Consider the following 23634-nt stretch of genomic DNA (forward strand, 5'->3'; position numbering starts at 1 on the left):
AAATCATAACTCTTCTAATATTAAACAGCCTGCCGTAATTCTTCTTCCTCTTGTAAAACCTGCAGATTCGTTTTTTCTTCTCTACGCTGACATATATTATTCCAAATAAGAGCTGAAATAACAAGTAAGGTCCCTGCTATATCAAAGATTGTTATTTTATATCCTTGTACCATCATAATGACCAATGTAGTAATTGGAACAAAATTAATAAATAAAATTCCATTAATGGATGATAGGATTTTTACACCATAATTCCAACTAAGCAATGCCACAATGCCTGGTAGTGTCATCATAAACAATAAATCATATTTAATAGCAAAAATCGTTTCCATACTTGGAACGGATACATACCCTTGTATCGTCATGATCATCGTGATGATACCTGTAACAGCTGTGCCAAATACACATGTTAATGTTGAATAGCGCAGAGTAGACCAATCGTTAAATGTTTGACCGCCCATTGTATAAATGACCCATCCTATAACTCCAATTAAAATGAATGCTAGCGGAACTAGATTATGTTTCAGTGTAAGAAAGAAACCCATATCGCCTTTTGTAATAACAAAAATAGCCCCAATAAAAGCAATGATCATGCTACTAATCATATACTTCTTCGGTTTCACATGTTTATACCCCCAAAGAATAGCAATCGAAATCATCGGCATGAGTGCTTCCATAATCGACGCTACCATAACACCGGATTTCCCCATTAACATTTGGCCTAAGAAAACAAGCACGTTGTAAACTGTAAACGCCATGGTCCCAAAAAAGACTAGCAATTTACCTTTCCCTTCTAAACGAAAAGCTTTCTTCCCTTCTTTCATCCATAATAAAATAACTAATACAATCGATACCGCCCCATATCGAATAATTGAAAAATAGAATGGATTTATATATTCAAGTGCATGATCTGCAACTGGAAACATGGCTCCCCATGACATACTTGCAATTAAACATGCCAGCATGCCTACTATTATTTGACTTTTTCTCACTGTTTTTCCTCGTTTCTATATAACCCTATCAATTATGCCTCTTCATAACTTCTTTCAGCGGGTGTTTGGACACCTGTACCTGTCGCTACGCTTTCGGTACAAAAGACATTTGCTGAAAGAAATTAAATTCACAATGAAAATTATAAAAAAGAAAATACATCACGTAAAATGATTGAAAGTGATATTAACTATCATTTATAATGATAGCTTTAAGGGGGAATGCCTAATGGAACTACGAGATTTACAGATTTTCAAAAGCGTCGCAAATTGCGGGAGCGTTAGCCATGCCGCAAAAGAATTAAATTATGTACAATCCAATGTAACTGCACGTATTAAGCTATTAGAAAAGGAGCTCCAAACGCCGCTTTTTTATCGCCATAAAAAGGGGATGACATTGAATCCAGAAGGGCGAAAAATGCTTGCTTACGTTAATAAAATTTTGCTGGATGTCGAAGAAATGAAACAGGTATTTTTAGATAGTGATACACCGACTGGTACTTTAAAAATCGGTACAGTTGAAACTGTGAGTATATTACCAACCATTCTAGCGTCTTACTATAAGGGGTATCCCAATGTCGACTTAACACTGCAAGCTGGTTTAACAGAGGAACTTATTAAAGAAGTAGCGGATCATCAATTAGATGGGGCCTTTATAACTGGACCGATTAAACATCCAGTTTTAGAACAATATGATGTATTTACCGAAAACCTCGTTCTCATATCACAAAACAAATCCTTTCGCATAGAGGAATTTATGTCTACACCAATCCTTGTTTCTAATCAAGGTTGCGGATATCGATCCAAGCTAGAACTCTGGCTCAAAGATGAAGGTTTACTGCCAAAAAGAATCATGGAATTTAATATATTAGAGACAATTTTAAAAAGTGTTGCAATCGGTCTTGGCGTTACACTTGTACCACAATCGGTTGCTGAACACCTTTCTACTACAGGCAAGGTTTATTGTCATCCAATTCCTAAAAAATACGGTACAATTTCAACCGTCTTTATACGACGAAAAGATGCATATATGACAAATTCGATGGAATGCTTTTTAAAAACAATTGCTGAGCATCAGCGTATATAGGGTAACTTCTATCATTTCCGCGTCTTTTCTTCTGCCAATCATCTTTAACAGTGTCTAAAGGATACATTCATTGATAAAAAATAGTGAAGTGACAAAAAACGCTTGGTTTTTAGTACCAAGCGTTCTGTGTCGTTAATTATATATTTAGCTAGAACGATGCAAACAACCTATTTAAAAACATAATTTTAAATTATAAGGGTCCTATTTTGCATTTTTGTCAGGCTGATGAATTCCGAATATATTTCCTTCGGTATCAATATAATATCCTTGCCACGCCATTCCCGGTAGAGCATATTTTGGCATTGCAACCGTGCCGCCACTCTCAAGAATTTTAGCTTCTGTTACATCATAATTTTCCACACCCATTGTACAAGCAAATCCATTTAAAGCTTGGTTTGGTTCTGGAGAAGCACCTTGACGTTGCATTAAAGCGCCGTTGACCCCAGGTTCTTCCTCATCGCCAGTTACTGCACCAAAATAAGGCATTCCTGCGTAATCACTCCAGTCTTGAAATGACCATCCGAATACCTCTCCATAAAATTTCTTTGCACGTTCCATGTCACTTACATGAATTTCAAAATGAACTAATCTGCCCATGATATCCTCCTAAATACTAAAGAATTAAATTACTCACTGTGTTTGAGTACAATTACTATATATTATTATTACAAGGAATGGAAATAAAAAAGAAGAGAAATTCTATGAAAAATCGAGAATAAACATTCTAATGCTTGTTCTCGATTTTGGTTCTATTACTTTTAAGTTAGTTATTTTATAGCGTTTAAATTTTCTTTTAAATACTGAATAAATGGATGCTCTTCTATATCTGATTTGCGTGTACATATAAATAAACTTTGCTGAATATCTGCACGTTCTACATACACCCGAGCTAGTTTTCCATTTGTTATACTTTCAGTTACACTGTAGGACGGTGCTAAAGTCATACCGAACCCTGCTTCCACTACTTTAATCGATTCATGTAAGCCCTGCATTTGAAGTCCTAACTTAGGTAATGGACTGTTAAGCGTGTAAAAAACAGCCTCCAATAAATCAAGTGTCGAGCTACCACGTTCCCGATAAATAAAGTCCTCATTCGATAATTCATAAATGGAGACAGTTTGATTTGCCAAAGAATGTGATGGGTGAACTACAAACCAAAACGGGATATCTAGTATTTTTTCAAACTGTAAATCAGGGTGACCCATTTTATTTTGCACGACAAAACCAAGGTCTACTTCATAACTCAGAACTTGCTCTTCCACAGATTTCACATTGCCAAGCGACACAAAAAATTCAATGTGAGGATTAGCAAGTTTATACGCTGCTATAATAGGCGGGAGTATATAGTTTATTGGTATATAGGAAGAAGCAATATGTATTTTTTCTTCTTTCGCTAAAAATTTACTGAGCTTTTCATCAATTTGTGCTTCTAAATAAAATAAACGCATTCCCTGCTCATACAAAAACTTCCCCTCAGGCGTTAATTGAATGCCGCGTCCTTTTCCTTCAATCAATTTTGTCCCTATTTCGCTCTCTAATTTCCGTATTTGAATTGTGACAGCTGGTTGACTAAGAAGCATTTTATTGGCCGCTGCGGTAATTCCCCCATGTTTTGCTACATTCGTAAAAATCCTTAACGCATGCAAATTCATTTCATTCACTCCTCTTTATCCATAAATTTAATTTATGAATAAGCAATTAATATATATTTGTTTTATGTATTGTTTAGCAGTAATTTAGGTATAGAGGTGATTTGATGGAAATTTTACTACATGAATGGTTATCAGTAAATGGATTTATTTTATTTACAATCGGCTTACTCGCAGCAGTCATTGGTGTTCTTTTCGGCGCTGCAGGCTTCGTTTTGTTACCCGCAATGTTACTTATTGGCATTCCAATTCATACAACCGTAGCAGTTAATAAATTTGCGACAGGAATTTCAGCTCTATCAAATGTCGTATCGTTTGTAATTAAAGGACATTTATCGTTAAAAAATTTCACATCTTTAATGATGATTGCTAGTTTAGGAGGTGTATTTGGTGCATTTTTAGCCACTCGATTATCAGAACAAATCATGAATATTGTAGCATGTGTATTCTTAATTTCCTCATTTTTCATCGTGCTTTGCAGTAATAAATTTATGGTAAAGGATATAAAAGAAACGGAGGAACAACCAATTAATAAACTCATTCCGTTTGCGGTTTCAATATATGACGGTGGTTTTGGACCAGGCTCAGCTCTAATGAATGTAACCTATCATCTTAAAAAGCAATATACCTATATAAAAGCAGTTGAATTAACAAGAATTATTACGTTTTCAAGTTGTACAGGTGCATTTCTCTTTTACTACTTTACGGGCATTGTTAATTGGGGAATCGCCATTCCTGTTTCAATTGGCTCTATTGTTGGCTCGTTCTTAGGTCTAAAGATCATTCCTTATATCAAAACAAGGTGGATTCAAATTTTATTACCAATCATTTTTTTCTTGCTGATTATTCAGGTCGTATCAGATTTATTGATATAAATCACGCTATCTGTTCCACATTTATTGTTGGATTTATGAATCAATTATGCCTAATTTAACGTCTTCACTAGATGGGTTTTCAACAGCTTTTTATTGTACTTTTAGTTTGGGTACGTAAAGCAGCGAGAAGTGACTAACTTCTCGCTCTTTTGTTTACTCTTATTTTATTAATTAGCAGGAGTAACAATGAGTTATATTTTCAACTCTTTTATCCCTGCTTTTAATGTGTCTGCATCTATTTTTAATGTTCTCCAGCTGTCTTTAGCTGATTTCAAGTTAGGTAGTAAAAATTTGAATTTATTTTGTTCCGCTTTATCAGATGCATTCTCGATATGTCTCAGTACCCCCGAATATTGAGAGTCTAAGTCATTCCATTGCGTAGACATAAAAGTAAGAGCATTAATAGCATCATCAAGTGCATTGTACATCTCACTTATATTATTATGTGCAACTCCAACTACACGATTTAATGTTGTTTTATAATCCACTGTCTGTCTTAATTGTGCTAATAACGGTTCTAATTGACCTAATTGATCTCTTGCTACCCCTAACATAATACCACCAGCAATCCACGTAGGTATAGAGGGTACAGATACTGTTATTATGCCATCAGACTCTAATTTCTTATAATAGTTTACTGACTCTAAAACTTCATTTAGGCGCTTTTGATCATCCTCAACTGCAACCCCTTGGTTTTTTAAAATCGACTGTAAAAGATCTTTGTTACTGCCGAATGCTCTTACATCTTGTCCAATAGCATCTCTTAATTTAGTTAATTCTACTATTAATTGTTGTGCATACTTCTGATTTTGTTGAATTTCTTCTCGTAAATCTGTTATTCCTTCTATTAATGTCTCTCCATCTCCTGTATTAATGGCCTCTACAATTATGTCATAATAATTTTCGAATTTTGTATCGTATTCAATAATACCTGTCAATGTATCTATCAGCTGTTTTTTTACTTTTGTATCCCATGTAAGGGCGTGTGCTCTTGCATCCTTTTGATCCTGTACAATTTTACCAGGTAAATCTGGATAGCCCTTAATATTAATTCCTTCAAAGGTGATATCTGGATTCTTAATTAACATATAAGAATAGGCATTCATAGATTTTGCAAAAAGCCCCGCCTTTTGCAAGGTTTCTCTCATCTTCGCTTCATCTGCTGAAAGAGAAGTATCACTATTGCTTGTTTGCTCAATTTTACTTGTCTCTGCAAATACTGCTACTGGAGAGATTACAGAAGTTGTTGTCAAAGTTAAAAACGTCGATACAGCGAGTACTTTGTAAAGAGATTTTTTATTCATTTTATATTCCTCCTATATTATTTTATTTTCAATTCTTAGCTTCTTGTTTAAAAGCAATATCTTTTGCAATAAATTCCGCGTCTTTATGAATATCATTCCAACTTTGTTTAGCCGCTTTTAAATCATCTGGTATTAAAGAGAGCTTATGTTCTTGCATTTGATCGATATTATCATATAAATCTTTATAATTTGCGCCCATTGTATTCCATTGTTGCTGAATATTCGTTAGAGACATTATCGCTTGATCCACTGTTTGATACAGATATGTCAAAGTGTCTTTGGCGTTAGTAAGTGCAATAACTGCTTGGTTAGCGAAATCGGCTTTCATCGTTAGTTCTCCGATTTTATTGGAAATTTCGTTATAGGAGTTCATATGATTAGATGCCGTAACACCAGCTGCCGTTCCTAAACCAATACCAGCTGAACCGAGAACTGTAAGGCCCCCTATAACAGCCGGTGTTGCTGTTCCGCCTGTCACAACAATGACTACCCCTCCTGCAATAGTTCCAATAACTAAAACAGCTGCTCCCAATCCTCCACCAATTGACCATGCTAATACATCGTCAAAATGGGCCTTCTGAGTGGAACGTAGATTCTCAATTTCAGCTTGAAGTTGTGGAATCAATGCTTGTTTTCCCGCTAATATTGCCGTTAATCCACCTTTCCCATCTGGACCACCAATATTATTTTTAAAATCTATAGTATTTGTATATAGCTTTGTTTTGAAGGCTTCTAACATCTTAATTACTTCTGTAACTTCTTTTGAATTTCTATCAATCGTACTGATTAAATCACCAATACCTTCTTTTAGCCCTTCCTTATCTTTCTTTTGTACAGTGTCTATTAATGTGTCGTAATAATTATTAAATTGTTCATCATAATTTACAATATTACGTGCTGTCTTTTGAATTTTTGGCTTCGCTGTATCTAACCAATAATTCGCATGGATTCGAGACAGTTCCTGATTAAGATGAATATTTTTGATTAATTCTCCCCCTTCAGAACCTAAATCAATATTGGATAGGTTTACATTCGGCTGTTTAATCATTGTTTTTGCGTACAAATCCATTACAAGAATATGAGAACCTGTTTCAGCTAACGCTTTCTTCAGTCCTTCAGGTCCTAATGAATAATAATTCCCTATTTTCTGTTCTTGAACGATCCGTTCTTGCGCAAGCGCCTGAATAGTACCACTGTTAGTTGCGGTTATAACCGTTGCCAAAGTGGCCACGGTTAACAGCTTATATGAAAATTTCTTCAAATCTAATCTCCTCCTAATTTTTCGATAAAATATCAAAATTTATGAACCTGTTCTTCAAGTTGACTAATACCATTTTTTAATCGTCTTAATGTATCTTTTTGAGATAGATTGTTAGCAGTATCAGCATCAGTATTTAATTTTGTGATACTACTTTTTATTAAATTCAAATCTTCTTTATAGCGTTTCAATAGGTCAAGTTCTACATCCACTTGGCTAGCAAATGTATTCAAATCATGTTGCATAAGAAGAAGCATTGATTTTTGTAAATCTGCTATCGATAGTTTCGTTGTTAAATCATATAATTTTTGGTTTTGCTGCTCTAAATCATCTAAATATGCTCGTTGTTCTGCCTTTAGATTATTCACTTCAGCGAAGGTACTATATGTTTTTTTGATTTTTTCTGGGTCGATTACTTTCATAAGGTCATACTCTTTCGCTTTTGTAGCTGCTGCTGCTGCAATTTCACCTTTATTATTTTTCTCAATTGCTTCACGCGCTTCTTTTTTGGCAGCTTCAATCTCTAAGGCAGATTTACCCTTTTCTTTTGCTTCTTGCTCTGCTTTTTTCTCTGCTTCTAAAATAGTGTTGTTAATTTCTTTTCCTTTGTTATACGCTGCCGCCGCTGTTTGAGCAGCTGGTTCAATGATATCTTTTGAAAGACTATAGATCTCTTGGAATATTTTTAGTCCTTGTTCATTTAAAGCTCCTGGTAGAAATGCTATTTCTTGCAAATCATTTTGAATTGATTTTTTAGTATCTAGTAATTCACCTTTTAGCTTGTCTATCTTCCCTGTTCCTTCTAAACTAAGTACTTCCTGAGCTTTTGCCACATCAGTATCGAGATCTTTAAGCTTTTTATCAAGCTGTAATTGAAGATCTGTTAATTCATTAATTTGATATTGAACATTTTCTTGGTTTGTCATAACCATTTCTTGAAGGACATCCAGTCTATCCAAGAAACCTTCCTTATCTCCCTTATTATCTACATATTCTTTTAATGTTGGATAATAGCTATGAAATTTAGTGGCAAATCCTTTACTTTTTGAATTAATTAGAATTAACTTTGGATAGAGTTCCGATGTCCATTCTTTCATATCTTGTTTTATTAGGAATTGCTCTGTATTTAAAGCTGGTACTTCATCTAGCTGTACATTAGGGTTCATTAAAGATTGGTCTATATACATTTGGATTAATTTAGATTGTGCACCTAATTTTCTTAAAGATGAAGAAAGAATCATGTTCTCTTCCTGAATTTCTGCTTGAGCAACAGGCGTTGCAAAAGTATGTACAGGAATAACTCCTGTTGCAACAATGGATGTTATCATTAATCCTGTAATTAATTTCTTTTTCATTCTATTTACCTCCCTATATGATATTTTTCACAATAATTCATACGATTTTTTATACATTTTGAGCACCTCCAATTTACTTAAGTTTAGGAAACATTCTTCCTATTTCCTATGATGTAAATTTTAGCCATGTACACATTTTTAAGCAAATAACAGCGAAATAACCTATATTATGTACAGAATAGGTTATTTTCTGTTATTTTGATTCTAAAAAATAGATTAATATTAACATTATTCATATGAATGTGTCACAATAAAGCGAAATTCAGTTGTCAGACGACTAAATATTGACATATTTTTATTGATAATTGGGGAATAAGTGAATTGGAGTAATTCTTTAAAATTTTGACGTATTGATCCCGATAGGACTTTTCTGGTAACAGATATTAACTGTAGATGGCACCTTCTTAATTTTCATTACTGTGGGGTATCCTTGACTAGTAGTTACAACGCACTTTTGAGATTTTTCATGTTTCTAGATTGAAACGTAAAGAACCAATTGCTTATTAAAGATTGGCAATTGGTTCATAGATTAGATTTTGATTTGTTTAGTAGAAACTTATTAGCCCGACCTGAAAAGGTGTAGATTAAGATTGGACTTTCATCCAGCGCGCATTTCTTCCTTTTGAAATAAGTTTAATTTCACCTAATAATTGCAAATCAGTTAAAGCTTTACTAATTGTGCTTTCGGCTATATCTGGATAAATGCTTCGAATGCACTCTTTTGTAAAAGGTTGTTGTTGATTATGAATGAAATTCTGAATTCGCTCTACCTTAGTATGTTTACATATAGAATCCAGTACTCTGCTATGTAGATCTTTATAAGCCTCTAAAATAATCATTAAGAACTCTTTTAACCAGAAATTCATATTATGCCCATTACAGTACCAATTAACCGAAGATTTAAATATGGCTTCATAGTATTCGGTTTCTCTTTTTTTTATATATTCATCTAAACAAACATATTTTACAAATGTATGTCCGCTTTTTACTAATAGCAATTGGATGAACATAAGTGTTAATCTACCATTGCCCTGACTAAAAGGGATTATGCAATAAAGATTCAATATAAAACGAGCTATCAATATAAGTGTAGGTAACTCTTTTTTACGGTTTAATAAATTGTACTGGTTGCATAATTGTTCTACAGCCTGTGGAATATTTTCAGGTGGAAGAGGACGATAACAAATCGTGTGCATCCCTTTTTCAGGAATTCCTGGGATAGGAAATGGCTTTTGGCGCCATTTTGCACTGTCAGAGGTATTATAATGAATTAATTGAAAATGCAATTCTTGTATAGTATCCGGACTAATAGAAAAAGTGCAAGATTTTTTATGTACAAGAGTGAGTGTTTCATAATAACAATATATTGCATCTTCCGAAATTGATTGAGGTATCATATCGTCTAATATAAGCTCTTTTAATCGCTTATTTGAAACTTTTATATCCTCATAAACTGAAATATAGTTTTTTATGTATTGTAGGGGTATAGCTTTTTCAAGGCTAGTGAATATATCAGGTCTTTGCTCTTGATAAGCGGTCAACATACCTTTATATTCACTAATTTCACTGACTAAGTTTATTAGTTGTTGATCAATATTTATGTACTGATCTTCGAAAAAATTTCTCATTTTGTTCCTCCTGTTACTATCTCTTAATGCTCTATTACAATAATATTTTTTTGCTTTTTAGGAATTCCTAATGTTATTCTAGTATTACTATTCAAATAACATCCGGTTTAATAGAGCTTTTACTTTTTAAAGAAAGAGGACCGTAATTATAGACATTAGACATTATTAAATATCGGAATATTATCTTTTAAATGTACTGATATTTTTATTATTTTTGTGACATTTTTGTGTAACTTTCCAATATTTTTATTACGTTTGTTAATTATGTTATTTTTGTTAATATTGCTTTATTTTCGAATAGGATAACCATTATGGAGCTTTTAATACTTATATCATTCAACATTTCAATTAAAATCCTATTCATTGAATAATTTTTTCAAAATCATCGCCAACATTTTTTGTTAATAATTTAACCAATACCTTTAATATAATTTAACTCTCAATGTTAAATAATTTGAACGTATGAATGATTTATCAATTACATCAAAATAGTAGATTTATAAATTTGTTTCCTTTTCCTATGTAAATCAATTGGTAGCTGAACTTTTATTTATGTGTACTATCCTTTTTTAGCATTAAAATGAAAGAAACAAGCGGATACCATATGTTAATTAGACATGGGATCCGCTTGTTATTAATTCATTGAAATTTGCTGTAATCATAAAACAATATCACCGGTTAAATGCGTAACATCGATCTTAATCAAAACAAAAAGCACTCTTGGTTTTGATTAAGATAATTGTATCAAAACCAAGAGTGCCGCTTTATGCCAAAATTGTACCTTGATGAAGTTCGACAATCTATTTTATTTATGCTATCTCTTTGCTTTTTGAAGATACATTTGATAATCTGCCACATTCAATAATTGCTTTGCTGTAGCCCCATCTTGTGGGAAACGCGCACAGCCAATACTTGCTGAAATCACAATTTGCTGTTCCTCAATGATAAACGGCTCCCGTAATAACTCGTGTACTTTTTCTGTATACGGTTCAACTTCATTTGCCGTGGTCATATGTTCAACTAATAACACAAATTCATCTCCGCCAAGACGTGCCCAAACTTCCTGCTTTTGAGAAAATTGATTGCACCGTTCCGCAAACATTTGTAGTAATAAATCTCCCTGTAGATGTCCATACTGATCATTTACAGCTTTAAAGCCATTCAAATCTATGAAAAATAGGGAAAATACCTTATCCTCTTCTTCGATTAAACGCTCTAAACGGTCCAACACAAATTTACGATTCGGTAAATTCGTTAAACTATCATAATAAACAAAGTACTCCAAGTTTTTGGAAAGATCAATCGAACTTTTTAAATACTTATTTAAGTTTTGAATGCGCTTATAGTGATTAGATACATCATAAAGTTCTATCATTAAATGCGATGTATGCTCTATTTGTATATGTTGAATTAAAATATTTTGACGAGTTGGCTTCATCTTTGCACACTTATTTTCCACAAAATATTGATGCATTGCTGCTGAGCAAAAGCTTTTTTGTTTATCCAACAAAGCCTTTTCAAACATATAGGCATAAATCTTTTTATCAAAACGTGGAACAACTGTTGTGATCGGTAAACCTTTAACCTCTTCTTCACTTTTACCTGTGTACTTGATTAACCATTTATTCCATAATTGAATGTTCAATTGCTCATCCAATAAAATAATGCCATTATCTAGCTGATTGACGATCGCTACATATAAATCATTCATCCAAATCCCTACTAATCTCGTCCACTTTTTGAATTAAAAATTCGATTGATTCTAATGAGAACTTAATTAAAATTATGCCTAGCACCTTTGAATTATCCACATCAAAACTTACATAAAGTAATAATACATTGCTATCCCCGGAGCTAGTAAGTGTTTTATAAAACTCTCCTTCATTATGTAAAATTACCTGTGGCACATCATACTCTAGCTTCATCTCCAGCAGGCTTCCCATACCACCCATAATGGAATTTAGAATGATATTGCCAATTTCCTTTACAACATCAAAATCCTCATCATTAAATGAAAGCTCTTCATCCTCTTCTGTATATTCTTCCCCTAAGCAAAGCGCGGTTAAATATTTAATTTGCTCTGCCGGAAAAATAAAATCTGCTCTACCAGAAAAGACATTACCAAACTTTAAAGAGGTAGATAGTACTGTACCATTTATTACAGGAGTCAGCTCTTCTTGCTTGCCAGACTTTAATTCTTGTAACCCTAGTAACGTTATCTCTGGTACTGACAAAAAAATTCTTTTTTGAAGAATTTCTGATAATAAGTTAGCTGCCTCGCCGACAAATACATTATACAGCTCTTTCAATATATCCTCTTGTGTTGTTGTCAACAACTAAATCACCCTTCTATCAATAATTCTATCTCCTTCAGTTTCGCAACATTTATCGGTTTATTAATAAATGCTACCGCTCCAGCAGATAAAACCTCATCACGAACCGCCAATTGCACATCAGCTGAAAGCACGATAATTTTAGCCGTTGGGTATTTCTCTAATAATTGTCTAATTGCCTCTTGTCCACTCATCTTAGGCATTAATAAATCCATAAATACAAGGTCAGGTAGAAGGGTTGCAAATACTTCAATACCTTCAACACCATCATTTGCTGTTTCATAAACAGCATCAGGGTAAATAGATTTTAATGTTTGTATTGTTGTTTTTTGAGAAAACACGGAATCATCTACTACAAGTACTTTCATAAAAAATTTATCCTCCGCTATTAAATCATGTTTCTTAAAATAATATCACAATTATTCTTTATTTGAAAAATATTTGACTAGTTCTCTAAATGTTGGTGAATTTTATATAAAAAGTTTTTTCACTATGATTCCTCTTCCTCATTTTAATAGTTTTTTGCTAACTAGGGTGTTTGAACACCTGTACCTGTCGCTACGCTTTCGGTACAGAAAACATTTGCTGAAAGAAGTTAAATGAACTTAATTAAGCTTGATAGATAAGGAAATAGAAAAGCGTATTTTGAATTAATCAAAACACGCTTTTTCTATACTCAATTGAATCTTCCTTTTATTATCATGCGCCTTAAAGAAGCGTTCCTTTAGATGTCGTACAATTCTTTACAGTCTCGCTAATCTGCCATAAAACATCAATCAGTCGTATACTGTCGCTACGAAAACACTTGTAACTGCCGTTTCACTTACGTTACATAAAACACTTGTAACTGCCGTTTCACTTACGTTACATAAAACACTTGCTGAGAGAAGTTAAATCTACACTGCAAACGATTTACTGTAAAATAATAGTTTTAGCTCGATCTTCATTGACAGTATAAAGGAAGAAGTTTAATGTAATATCTTTATCCTTAATATTTTTAAATGTTTCTACTTGTTTATGTGTTCTTAACACTCCATCATTAGAACGAGTTTCAGCAAAGATTCTTTGGCCATTCTGATAAATAACATTTTGTGTGATACCACCAAATTGCTCGTTCTTACTTTCTGATTCAACAATTAAATCATTACCATTAGAATAGTAGGTAACATCAATTGGATACCCGTTTAATTCTGTTTTTATAGTCTTTGGCACATCAGAAATATTTGTTAGCTCTACTTTGTCTTGCTTTTTAGCTTCATAAGAAACCTTCACATCATTTAAAGTAAGTGAAATTTCTTTATCTGTAATATCCTTTATCAGCCCCTGTGTTTCAAAGGAAATATAATCTGTATAATAATCTCCCAATAATTCTTGCTCACCAATTCGTAATTTAAACTGACGATAATTGAAATGAGCTATATTAGAGTTAGAATCTGTATATTTTTCATCAAAATAAAGCTTCATATTACTCGGTGTAATGACAAGCTCATTAAATTGAAGTTGCTGAGAGCCTATCTCAATTTTTTCGTCTATATCCATAACAAAAGTAGACTTTTTAGCAAGATCCTGATTGTATTGGAAATCTAGGTTCCACGTTTCTGGTTTATAACTTACTGTATCAGTATAACTTAAAAATACGCCTAATTTTTCTACCTCTTCTTTTTGTATCTCTAGTGAATCACTTCTTTTAATGACATTTGCTTGAGGACGTTTATGAGTGACGCCAAAACTCGCAATGGTTTCATCTTGAATTTTATAAGATACATATGCGTCTTCTATGTTATTGGTCTCTTCCAGGTCAATAAGATAATCCAATGTATATTGTCCGTTTTGATATCCATTTGAAGTGAATTCTATTTGTGATATTCCATCTTGATTAATAGTAATCTTTTCAGGGAACGCGTTCGATTGAACTACATTTTTTAACTCTACACTTTTCTGCTGTATCTCCTTTACACCACCAAGTTGAAGTGTAACATCGCTGTTGTGTGGGATTTCCTCATCTGTTTTTAGAATGCCTACTAATTGATCTGTTTCCTGATTATATACTGCGTTAGCCTCCATCTTTATTTCTTTGCCGTCACTTATTTTGAGTAATGCTTGTTCGAAGTCTGCATAATCTATTGGAAAATCGTGATCAATATCTAAGCTAAAGTTAATAGTTGTCCCATTTTGATCTGAAATTACATTATGAATATTTAATACACCAGCTTCGTTTTCTACAGTTTTATTGACTTCCTGTCCAAATCCATTTTCTAAAGAAGTAATAACGCCTGTTCTATTCATATTTCGCATCCAGTCCAAGATTTCTGTTGTATATTTAGCAAATACAGGTGTGGCTGATAAAACAATTGTAAACAAAATGGCAGTTAATATAACTTGTGGTTTATAGCTATGTTTTTTAGTTTTATAATTATGATTTTGTTGTTTACGAACGATTTTATTCCACATTTCATTCTCATTAGGATAATCTACTTGATCGCTCTTCACTTTTTCTTTTATTAAATCTTCCATATTACTCACGATGATCCCTCCATTCAAATAATAAATTTTCATCTACTTGGATAAACTTTTTCGTTAATTTTTTACCTTTAAAAAGCCTCGATTTAACCGTCCCCTCAGGGATTTTTAAAATTTCAGCAATTTCTCTATCTTTACAATCATGCACATATTTCAATACCATTACCTTCCGTATACGAACAGGCAGTTTGTTCATTAAATCGACTAACTCACTTTTATTTTCATTGAGCTGTATTGTTCGCTCAATATTTTGGGTATTGTCAACTCCTATAAATGATAGGAAATCAAAATTTTCTTTTAAAAGCAGTCTGTTCATTTTCTTTAAATAATTTCGAGACATATTCATAGCAATACTAAGTAACCAAGATTTTTGATTTTGTATAGCTCGAAAATCTTCACTCAAAGCTTTTGCAAATACATCCTGACATAGATCCTCTGCATCGTATTTATTTTGAAGCATGTAATAGCAAGCTCTGAAGACGTCTTTATAATATGTTTGAAACAAAACCCTCTCATCGCTAATTTGTTCCACAATCCCACCTCCTTTTCCGTTTTCTACACAAGTAACAATTTAGCATTATAAATAGTTCATTTTTTTAAAAAAACTTTTACAAGGTTTCGTTAAATGATCAAGAAATTCACAAAACGTTCTTATCGAACTTAATTTCAAATCAACATGAGGAACGGATACAAGAAAAATCAGGCCTTAACGCCCATTGAATATGAGAATCAAGCGGTCTAAAAAGTGTTTATGTGTGTCTCAATGATTGGAAGTTTGACACAGCCTTTTAATATTTATGATGGTCAAAGGTTTTAAATTGTAGTTAATTTTACGAATTGTTTTTCGCACCCGGTGCAGGTCACTTCTTTATTTCAACGTGTTCAATCCCAATAATTAAATCATACGTCTAAAAAAGATTGTTTTTTGTCTTTGAATGGCTATTCATTTCTATTAAAATTCAAAGAAATCAATTTAAAATATCGCAATCTAATTTCTTTATTCTATAAATAATTTTATTTATAATAAAGAATACCATTATATAGAAACGAGGTCTTTGCTTTGAATGAACTAAAAAAAGTAAAAATATCGAAGCAACGTCAGATGACGATTCCGAAAGTTTATTTCGATGCATTACAAATGGAGGAAGAAGTAACAGTTGAATTAGTCGATGATGGGCTGCTCATTAAACCGGTTCATAAAGTACCTGATGATTTTGCGGAGCAACTGTTGGCGAGTTTAATCGAAAAAGGTTTCAGCGGGCAAGAATTATTGGAGAAATTTAAAGAAGCGACAAACAATACTGGATGGACAACTTTTCGTGCGTTAAATGATGATGACACTATATAAATAGAAGAAACTCCAATTAAACGTGAAGGGGCGATTTCAATGAATGATGTACTTCGTGTCGTGCAAGAGAAAAAAGCTTTATTAAACAAGAAACGTCCTTTACCACCCTATACTCTAAAGAGCTTACGTGAGAAGCTACTAGTGGAATGGACATATAATTCCAATGCGATTGAAGGCAATACACTCACGATGAACGAAACAAAAGTCGTTTTGGAAGGTATTACAGTAGGTGGGAAAACGATGCAAGAGCATTTAGAAGTTATAAACCACCGTGATGCGATTGCATATGTTGAGGAAATTGTGCATAAAGAAGAAGCCCTATCCGAATGGCAGATCAAAAATCTACATCGTCTTGTCCTAAAAGGAATAGATGACCACTATGCTGACATATACCGCGATCAACAAGTCTTTATTTCTGGGGCAGCCCATGTACCCCCTGCTCCTTACCTCATTCAAGAAGAGATGGAGAAAATGATGCAGTGGTATGAAACAGAAGGACAAACCTGCATCCAGTTGAGCGTGGGGCGATGTTACATGCCATTTTTGTAGGGATTCATCCATTTATTGATGGCAATGGTCGTACAGCACGCCTTTTGCTCAACTTAGAATTGATGAAGGATGGATTCCCCCCTGTTGTCATTAAGGTTGTTAATCGTTTATCCTATTATGATGCGTTAGATAAGGCACATACACAAAAGGACTATCACGATTTTATCAAACTTGTTGCAATCGAAGTGGAAGATTCGTTAGTACTTGAGTGTGATAAAAGATGACTAATAGTAGCTTAGAAATGATAGAGAGTCTACGTCAAAAGCTTATATTCTAAAGAAGAAACTCATACTAAATTGGTCATGATGACATGGAAACAATTCATATTGCTATCGATTCTGACAGTATTATTAGTAACTCTATTGAGACTCCCACCCCTAAAGGGACAAGCTGACTAATGTCAGTGGGATTCCTGAGTAACTAAGCGTTCGCAGTCCATTTCTGTTTTGAACAGCTCTCAAGATTGGGGTATCCCATTACCCCTCCCTATCCAGTGCATATAGCAGATAGGGCTACGCTACTTTTACCATAACGTATAGTTGGTTTCGTTCGATGTGTTTTAGCGTCTTTTTCTTGACGACACATATTGTTTTACCGATAGCATGAATTAGGCTATCGAACCATATACAATATCCAATTTTCAATGAACGAGCGTGTTTTAAAGACTTTTACTTGTCTATACATGAAGGATAACACCCTTTCAGACAATTAAGGTAGCAAAAGCTATCTCTTGTCTGACCTCACTTTCATCCCTATGTCTAAAGACGGGCTACACCCTGCATGGGCTTTCTCGTTCGGAAAATCTGTAAAGGCAATCAATCGAAATGGCGTATCGGCAACAAGTGGGGCAAACAAAATGCACGAGGATATGAAGGACAAGCAGAAGTGTTGGCTTCACTCGTGCTTGAATGCTCCACGCTTGATATCGATAATTGTTCCTAACATCATCTTAACAAAAACTCACTACTGTTGCTTAACTAAACTGCACCGTTAGCCATCCATGAGGCGCAAAAATCAGCTCTTCACCACAGAAAATGAAAGATGATTAAGTTCTTTCATGGGAGTTCAATAAAAAAGAGCTGCCTGTGCAACTCAATGATCTTAAATAACATTTCTTTCATTTAAAACCTCAAAAAAGTTTAGGAACAACTCCTAAGCCTTTCTATTATTGAGTAATGCTTGATTTGAAATCAGATTTTTTTAATGGCTAATTTCACTAAATTTCTCGTTATGACATACTTCAATCATTCTCGTGGGCAATGGCATTTAAAAAAGCTGCCGCCTGTAAAATACAGACAGCAACTTCAACTAGAGTAGCTGTTATGATCTATGCAGCTACAGTAAATATTTTAATTTTCTATTAGTTTTTTTGGCATACTCATTTTTTGAGATGCTTCTTTTTTAAAAATTTCGTAACTAATAAACAGCGATTGGCCCATAAGGACCTTCGATAATTTCTATTTTTGTTTCGAAAATATCTGTCAAAATCTTCGAATCCATAACCTCTTCTACTGTTCCAAAAGCGGCAATTTGTCCATCTTTCATAGCACAAATTCTATCAGAATATTTGGCTGCAAAATTTATATCATGCATAACAGTCAGAATTGTTCTTCCAAATTCATTAGCCGCACGTCTCAGATGCTCCATCATTTGAACAGAACGAGCAACATCAAGGTTGTTCAGAGGCTCGTCCAAAAGTACATATTCAGTCTCTTGGCATAAAACCATTGCTACATATGCCCTTTGTCTTTGACCACCTGAAAGCTCATCTAAATATCGATCTTCTAAATCAGTCAAGTCTAAAAAATCGATATATTTAGAAATAATAGCCTCATCTTCTTTTGTTAATCTTCCCTTTGAATAAGGAAATCGTCCAAATCCAACTAGTTGTCTAATAGTAAGCCTAGTTACAAAATGATTTTCTTGTCGTAATATAGTCAAAATTTTTGCTAAGTCTTTTGATTTAGATCCAGAAATATCCATATCAGCTACTTGAATTTGACCTTCCTCTATATCCAAAAGTCTTCCAATCATCAAAAGTGTCGTAGATTTTCCAGCACCATTTGGACCAATTAAAGAAGTAAAACCCGCTTTTGGTATTTCAATATTCAAAGGTCCTATTTTTACCTTATCAGTATAGAACTTTTTAACATTATCAATTTTTATCATAAAGCCCTCTTCCTTAAAACTACAGTTAAAAATATTATTCCACCAAATAATTCGATAATAACTGAAACTACACCTTGAGCATGGAATACATGATACATCAAAAAGTATGCACCCGTTATTATCAAAAATCCTATAGCAAGAGCCATTGGAAAAATATATCTATGATCATAAGTTGACGCCGCCTGATAGCTCAAAGTCGCTACTAGAAAGCCATAGAAAGTAAGTGGTCCAATCAAAGCTGTTGAAATTGACATCAAAATAGCAACTAATACAAGCGTATAAATTACACTAGATTGATATTTAACTCCAAAAGAAGTAGCAACATCCTTTCCTAGTGACAATATATTTAGATTCTTAGAATGAGCAAGAAGTAGTAATGCTACAATTATTACTATAGGAATTACAATAGGAAAATATGCAGAATCTGCATTGTTAACAGAACCAAACAATCTTGCCTGTAAAATATCAAATTCAGAAGGCGCAAGTAGTCTTCTCATGAAAGTTGACACAGAATTTAGTCCAGTGCCCATAATAATTCCAACTAAAAGCATAAGTTGCAAGTTCCCATATTTACCAGAAAGCAGCCATCCATAAAGGATCAAACTCATCAAGACCATAACAACAACTTGAAATAAAAATGATCCAATTCCACTAAAATTTATCAATGCACTAGCACCAAAGAAAAATATTGTACTAGTATGAATTGTTGAGTAAAGTGCTTCGAAACCTAAAAGCGAAGGAGTTATAATCCTATTATTCGTAATCGTTTGGAAAGCAACCGTCGACAAACTCTGACAAACTGCAGCAATAATCATTGCAACAAGAGCTACTATCCTTCTCATAACAACTGGGATAAAAGAAGGTGAATCTACTGGAACTGGATTGTTATAAACTAAAAGTCCATATGAAGAAAGGATGCCCAAAGCAATCAATGTTATTAGCAAAATCCAATAACGTCTTTCTTCCTTCTTAGAACGAAAAGCCCTAGCTGATCTATTATCATTATGAAGGCTAGAATCGATTTCGACATTTTCTTTATTTCTATCTTCCAATGTGTTCATCGGTGCCTCCTTGGTTTTCTTTGTCTCAATAAAATAGTAATAAACACGACTGACCCCACTGTTCCAAGTATTAAAGAAACAGGTACTTCAAAAGGCATTATAATTGTTCGAGAAATTATGTCACAGGCAGTTATAGTCCCCATTCCTATCACACATACCCAAGGTAAATTACTCCTAAGATCATCGCCTCTAAACATTGAAACAATGTTTGGTACAATTAAACCCAAGAAAGGTAAGTTTCCAATAACAGCTGCAACAATTCCAACTGCAAAAGAAATGAGAACAGTCCCAAAAAGAACAATCCTGTTGTAATTAACACCAAGGCTTGTTGCGATATCTTCTCCTAGTCCAGCTAAAGTCAATCTATTAGCATAAATAAAAATAAGCAAAGTAACGATAACAATTAGCCATAAATATTCATACCTTCCCACCTGAACAGCCGCAAAAGAACCTACAAACCAAGTTTCAATACTTTGCGTCATTTGAAAAAAGAGTCCCATAAAAGTGGACACTGCAGAAATAACTGCTCCAAGCATCAATCCAATAATCGGGACAATTAAAGACGAGCGAAGTTTAACTCTTCTTAAAAATAAAAAGAAAATCATAGTTCCTATAAAAGAAAAAATGATTGCACCAGTCATTCTTAGTACTAAAGTCGGAGCAGGAAATAATAAATAAACAAAAAGCAGCCCTAAACCTGACCATTCAATAGTCCCTGTTGTAGTAGGTTCAACAAAACGATTCTGTGTGATCAGTTGCATTACGAGTCCTGCCATTGACATTGCAGCTCCAGTAAGCATTAGTGCAGCTGTTCTCGGAACACGAGTTATGAAAAACATCTCCATTCCATCCTCTTGTCCACGTATATCATACACTCCAGTAAACAGTGATATAATGCCTAAAATAATAACAACTATAATCGCTAATATAAAAGGTTTTGTCCATATCTTATTGTAGTTATAAAACTGGGGTTGAGAATTTATCTCAACCCTAGAAGTTACATTTTTCAGCACTATTTTATACTCCTTTACACTACTTAGCTTTAGCTAAAGTATTTGCAAGGTTTTCAAACAACTCTATATAAGTCTGAATTGATTCATTTGTGTAAGTATCTGCTGGTGCATAAACAATATGTTTTTTAGAAACAGCAGTTGTTTTTTGAAGAGCAGGTGAGTTTGCAATAACATCCTGAGCAGGAACTGAATCTTCTTCACCAGATATTGCAGCATCACGATCTAATACGAAAAGCCAATCAGGATTACTTTGTGCAATTGCTTCAACAGAAACTTCATCACCTTTATGATCTGAAGTAGAATCGGCAACTTCTAATGCTGGTGCCCAATCGAAAATTTCATACATTGGTCCCCAAACACGTCCAGAATGAGGAGCTGAAAAACCAATATCCCCACCACCAACGATAACACTCATCACTTTATCTGTTCCATTATAAGCAGATTTAGCATCTTCGATAACTTTATCAAAATCAGCTACCACTTGTTTAGCTTCTTCATTTTTATCGAAAATTTTTCCTAAAGCAATTGTAGAATCTTTAAGTCCATTTACTAAGTTTTCCCCAGGCGTAGCAGCTTCCTCAGAAACATCTACATTAAGATCAATAACAACTGCATTTGGCACTAATTTTTTGATCTCTTCGTAATAGCCAGCAAATCTTTGGCCGATAATTACAAGTTCAGGGTTTGCAGCTGCTATAATTTCAAGATTTGGTTCGCGGTGATTTCCAATATTTTTAACTGAATCGTCCTTTACATATGGTGAATCCGCAGGCATTACATCCTTTGGAACAGCCACTAAGTCAATTTTCCAATCAGCTAAAGTTTCAAAAGTTCTATTATCCAAAGCAACTACATTCTTTGGATTTACAGGAACAGTAACAGTTCCATGGGCATCAGTGATTTCAACCGTCGCAGGTTTAGCAACCTCTTTACTTCCATTATCTTCATTAGACTTTGACTCTTGGTTAGATTTATTACTTGAATCTGAACAAGCTACTAACATCAATGTCAAAACTGCGATAATACCAACAAATTTTAAAAACATAGATTTCTTCATACATATACTCCTTATGTAATTTATTTTGAGAATGATGAATTCTATAGATTGAATTGGATAGTAATTGCTACCCTCTCAATTGCTATTGATAATCATTTTCATTTAGTCGTTCTGTGGAATAGTATAGTCTTTAATTCTGTGAAAATCCTGTGAAAGATATAAGTTTATAAAAAAAGTTGCTTTCAAGCATAGATTGGCTACAAAAAGTAATACGTGAAGTATTCTTTTTATAGTTTCCATCTCTTTAAAATATCTTTTAGAAACTGTTTGGTTATCAGATTTAATAGAACAAAAAAAACGAGCAAAACTGGTTGAAACTGTTTTACTCGTTTTTTTTCGATTATGTTTAATATTGATTACTGTGACAAATTGTACTTGACCTATTATCTTATTTTTACTAGTCAATCATTGAATAGCCCCTGCCATGGATTGTTTGAATATATCTGTCTTTCTTCTCGCACTTTAGCTTTTTTCTTAAATACCCAATATATAAATCCACTACATTTGGATTGACTGCTACGTCATATCCCCAAACCTGGTTCAAAAGCATTTCACGGCTCAATATTGTATTTTTATTCTTGATTAAAAATACAAGTAAATCATACTCGCGCTTAGTAAGCGGGAGATTTTCACCACCTTTTGTCATAATATTGCGGGATGCATCCACGAAGAGATCTTTAAACCGAAAGTAATCAGTCTCGATTGGCTGGATTCTGTCCCCTCTTCTTAAAATAACTTTTATCCTTGCTACTAATTCTTCTTTCACAAATGGTTTTCTTATATAATCATCTGCTCCTGCTTGTAATCCTGCTATGCAGTCCTTGCTGGACACATTGTCGGTCACAATGATTATTGGGGTCGTTTTAACGGCCCGTATTTGTCTGCAAATTTCCGGTCCAGATATACTTAACGAATCCCAATCCAATATGATAATATCCCAATCTTGCTCAAATACTATATTTAAACCTTTATTTTCATTGTGAAGTGTTAAAATGAAATAGCCTTCTTGCTTTAAACCGCTTCCGATTTTCTTTGCTAAAGACCGTTCATTCTTAATTACCAACACCTGCTTCACCTATGGTTCACCTCTACTTCATTACATAAAATAATTTATCACAAAAAAGAATATCTGATATATACATCTTAAATTTCTAAAAAACTATTATAACAACTCATAAGTATAAATTTGGTATAATTTACAACAAATATGTATAAAATACATTGGATATGGTTAAACGGCGCGACACCACACTCATTTGTGTATTAGGTATCTTCATGCTGGCATAAATTAATCAAATAACACCTAGAATGCGAATAGGTGGACATGTGGATTCTAGTCTACTTCCACAATAACGATAATGATTATCATTGTCAATTAAAATCAGATCCATCTGTACTACTGGTGGTATAATCTGTATGTACCAAGTGGTCTGCTTCCT

The 23634-nt window shown here is 33.6% G+C and carries 20 protein-coding genes and 1 pseudogene; 4 read left to right on the top strand and 17 right to left on the bottom strand.

Features of this window, described 5'->3' with window-relative positions; genetic code table 11:
* Nucleotides 1–20: 20 nt before the first annotated feature.
* Entirely contained in the window at nucleotides 21–992 is a 972-nt protein-coding gene (locus tag ACFXN8_RS11550; protein ID WP_386845186.1) for a DMT family transporter, read from the bottom strand.
* Between the two features lie 226 nt (nucleotides 993–1218).
* Between ACFXN8_RS11550 and ACFXN8_RS11555 the strand changes: the two genes are divergently transcribed.
* Nucleotides 1219–2076, top strand: a complete 858-nt coding sequence (locus ACFXN8_RS11555; protein WP_386845188.1) for a LysR family transcriptional regulator — start codon at nucleotides 1219–1221, stop codon at nucleotides 2074–2076.
* A 201-nt stretch (nucleotides 2077–2277) separates the two neighbouring features.
* Here ACFXN8_RS11555 and ACFXN8_RS11560 read toward each other — a convergent pair whose 3' ends face one another.
* On the bottom strand, nucleotides 2278–2673 hold the full coding sequence (locus tag ACFXN8_RS11560) for a VOC family protein (RefSeq protein ID WP_376078045.1): 396 nt from the start codon (nucleotides 2671–2673) through the stop codon (nucleotides 2278–2280).
* Nucleotides 2674–2843: 170 nt separating this feature from the next.
* Nucleotides 2844–3728: a LysR family transcriptional regulator gene (locus tag ACFXN8_RS11565; RefSeq protein WP_386845190.1), complete on the bottom strand. Its 885-nt coding sequence runs from the start codon at nucleotides 3726–3728 to the stop codon at nucleotides 2844–2846.
* A 104-nt stretch (nucleotides 3729–3832) separates the two neighbouring features.
* Here ACFXN8_RS11565 and ACFXN8_RS11570 point away from each other — a divergent pair, with 104 nt between their 5' ends.
* Complete coding sequence (locus ACFXN8_RS11570; protein WP_386845192.1) at nucleotides 3833–4600, top strand: sulfite exporter TauE/SafE family protein; 768 nt, start codon at nucleotides 3833–3835, stop codon at nucleotides 4598–4600.
* Between the two features lie 191 nt (nucleotides 4601–4791).
* On the opposite strand, the gene hblA is transcribed toward ACFXN8_RS11570, so the two are convergent.
* The 9 genes from hblA to ACFXN8_RS11615 form a co-directional block, all read right to left on the bottom strand.
* Nucleotides 4792–5904, bottom strand: a complete 1113-nt coding sequence (gene hblA / locus ACFXN8_RS11575; protein ID WP_386845194.1) for a hemolysin BL binding component B — start codon at nucleotides 5902–5904, stop codon at nucleotides 4792–4794.
* 28 nt (nucleotides 5905–5932) lie between these two features.
* Nucleotides 5933–7165, bottom strand: a complete 1233-nt coding sequence (hblD, locus tag ACFXN8_RS11580) for a hemolysin BL lytic component L1 (protein WP_386845196.1) — start codon at nucleotides 7163–7165, stop codon at nucleotides 5933–5935.
* A 32-nt stretch (nucleotides 7166–7197) separates the two neighbouring features.
* Nucleotides 7198–8517 carry a hemolysin BL lytic component L2 gene (gene hblC, locus ACFXN8_RS11585; protein WP_376078033.1) on the bottom strand — a complete coding sequence of 440 codons (1320 nt, stop codon included), beginning with the start codon at nucleotides 8515–8517 and terminating at the stop codon, nucleotides 7198–7200.
* A 584-nt stretch (nucleotides 8518–9101) separates the two neighbouring features.
* Nucleotides 9102–10145 (bottom strand): Fic family protein, encoded by a 1044-nt coding sequence (locus ACFXN8_RS11590; protein ID WP_376078031.1) that lies wholly within the window; start codon nucleotides 10143–10145, stop codon nucleotides 9102–9104.
* An 814-nt stretch (nucleotides 10146–10959) separates the two neighbouring features.
* Complete coding sequence (locus ACFXN8_RS11595) at nucleotides 10960–11856, bottom strand: diguanylate cyclase domain-containing protein (protein WP_386845199.1); 897 nt, start codon at nucleotides 11854–11856, stop codon at nucleotides 10960–10962.
* Nucleotides 11849–12478: a hypothetical protein gene (locus ACFXN8_RS11600; protein ID WP_386845201.1), complete on the bottom strand. Its 630-nt coding sequence runs from the start codon at nucleotides 12476–12478 to the stop codon at nucleotides 11849–11851. Before ACFXN8_RS11600 ends, ACFXN8_RS11595 begins: the two co-directional genes overlap by 8 nt.
* Nucleotides 12479–12486: 8 nt before the next feature.
* Complete coding sequence (locus ACFXN8_RS11605) at nucleotides 12487–12846, bottom strand: response regulator (RefSeq protein WP_386845203.1); 360 nt, start codon at nucleotides 12844–12846, stop codon at nucleotides 12487–12489.
* 544 nt (nucleotides 12847–13390) lie between these two features.
* Nucleotides 13391–14992 carry a DUF4179 domain-containing protein gene (locus tag ACFXN8_RS11610; protein WP_376078021.1) on the bottom strand — a complete coding sequence of 534 codons (1602 nt, stop codon included), beginning with the start codon at nucleotides 14990–14992 and terminating at the stop codon, nucleotides 13391–13393.
* Between the two features lies 1 nt (nucleotide 14993).
* Nucleotides 14994–15530, bottom strand: a complete 537-nt coding sequence (locus ACFXN8_RS11615; protein WP_376078018.1) for an RNA polymerase sigma factor — start codon at nucleotides 15528–15530, stop codon at nucleotides 14994–14996.
* A 528-nt stretch (nucleotides 15531–16058) separates the two neighbouring features.
* Between ACFXN8_RS11615 and ACFXN8_RS11620 the strand changes: the two genes are divergently transcribed.
* Nucleotides 16059–16346: an AbrB/MazE/SpoVT family DNA-binding domain-containing protein gene (locus ACFXN8_RS11620; RefSeq protein WP_376078015.1), complete on the top strand. Its 288-nt coding sequence runs from the start codon at nucleotides 16059–16061 to the stop codon at nucleotides 16344–16346.
* 39 nt (nucleotides 16347–16385) lie between these two features.
* Nucleotides 16386–17119 (top strand): annotated as a pseudogene (locus ACFXN8_RS11625) (Fic family protein).
* Nucleotides 17120–18311: 1192 nt separating this feature from the next.
* Here the strand turns inward: ACFXN8_RS11625 and ACFXN8_RS11635 are convergent.
* The 5 genes from ACFXN8_RS11635 to ACFXN8_RS11655 form a co-directional block, all read right to left on the bottom strand.
* Nucleotides 18312–19064 carry an iron ABC transporter ATP-binding protein gene (locus ACFXN8_RS11635; RefSeq protein WP_376078007.1) on the bottom strand — a complete coding sequence of 251 codons (753 nt, stop codon included), beginning with the start codon at nucleotides 19062–19064 and terminating at the stop codon, nucleotides 18312–18314.
* Nucleotides 19061–20125 (bottom strand): iron chelate uptake ABC transporter family permease subunit, encoded by a 1065-nt coding sequence (locus tag ACFXN8_RS11640; RefSeq protein ID WP_376078004.1) that lies wholly within the window; start codon nucleotides 20123–20125, stop codon nucleotides 19061–19063. Before ACFXN8_RS11640 ends, ACFXN8_RS11635 begins: the two co-directional genes overlap by 4 nt.
* Entirely contained in the window at nucleotides 20122–21138 is a 1017-nt protein-coding gene (locus tag ACFXN8_RS11645; protein ID WP_376078001.1) for an ABC transporter permease, read from the bottom strand. Before ACFXN8_RS11645 ends, ACFXN8_RS11640 begins: the two co-directional genes overlap by 4 nt.
* A 19-nt stretch (nucleotides 21139–21157) precedes the next feature.
* Nucleotides 21158–22195 carry a siderophore ABC transporter substrate-binding protein gene (locus tag ACFXN8_RS11650; protein ID WP_386845207.1) on the bottom strand — a complete coding sequence of 346 codons (1038 nt, stop codon included), beginning with the start codon at nucleotides 22193–22195 and terminating at the stop codon, nucleotides 21158–21160.
* Between the two features lie 397 nt (nucleotides 22196–22592).
* Nucleotides 22593–23270 (bottom strand): response regulator transcription factor, encoded by a 678-nt coding sequence (locus tag ACFXN8_RS11655; protein ID WP_386845208.1) that lies wholly within the window; start codon nucleotides 23268–23270, stop codon nucleotides 22593–22595.
* Between the last annotated feature and the right edge of the window lie 364 nt (nucleotides 23271–23634).

Origin of the sequence: Lysinibacillus sp. NPDC059133 (assembly GCF_042755925.1) — a bacterium.
Lineage (GTDB): Bacteria > Bacillota > Bacilli > Bacillales_A > Planococcaceae > Lysinibacillus.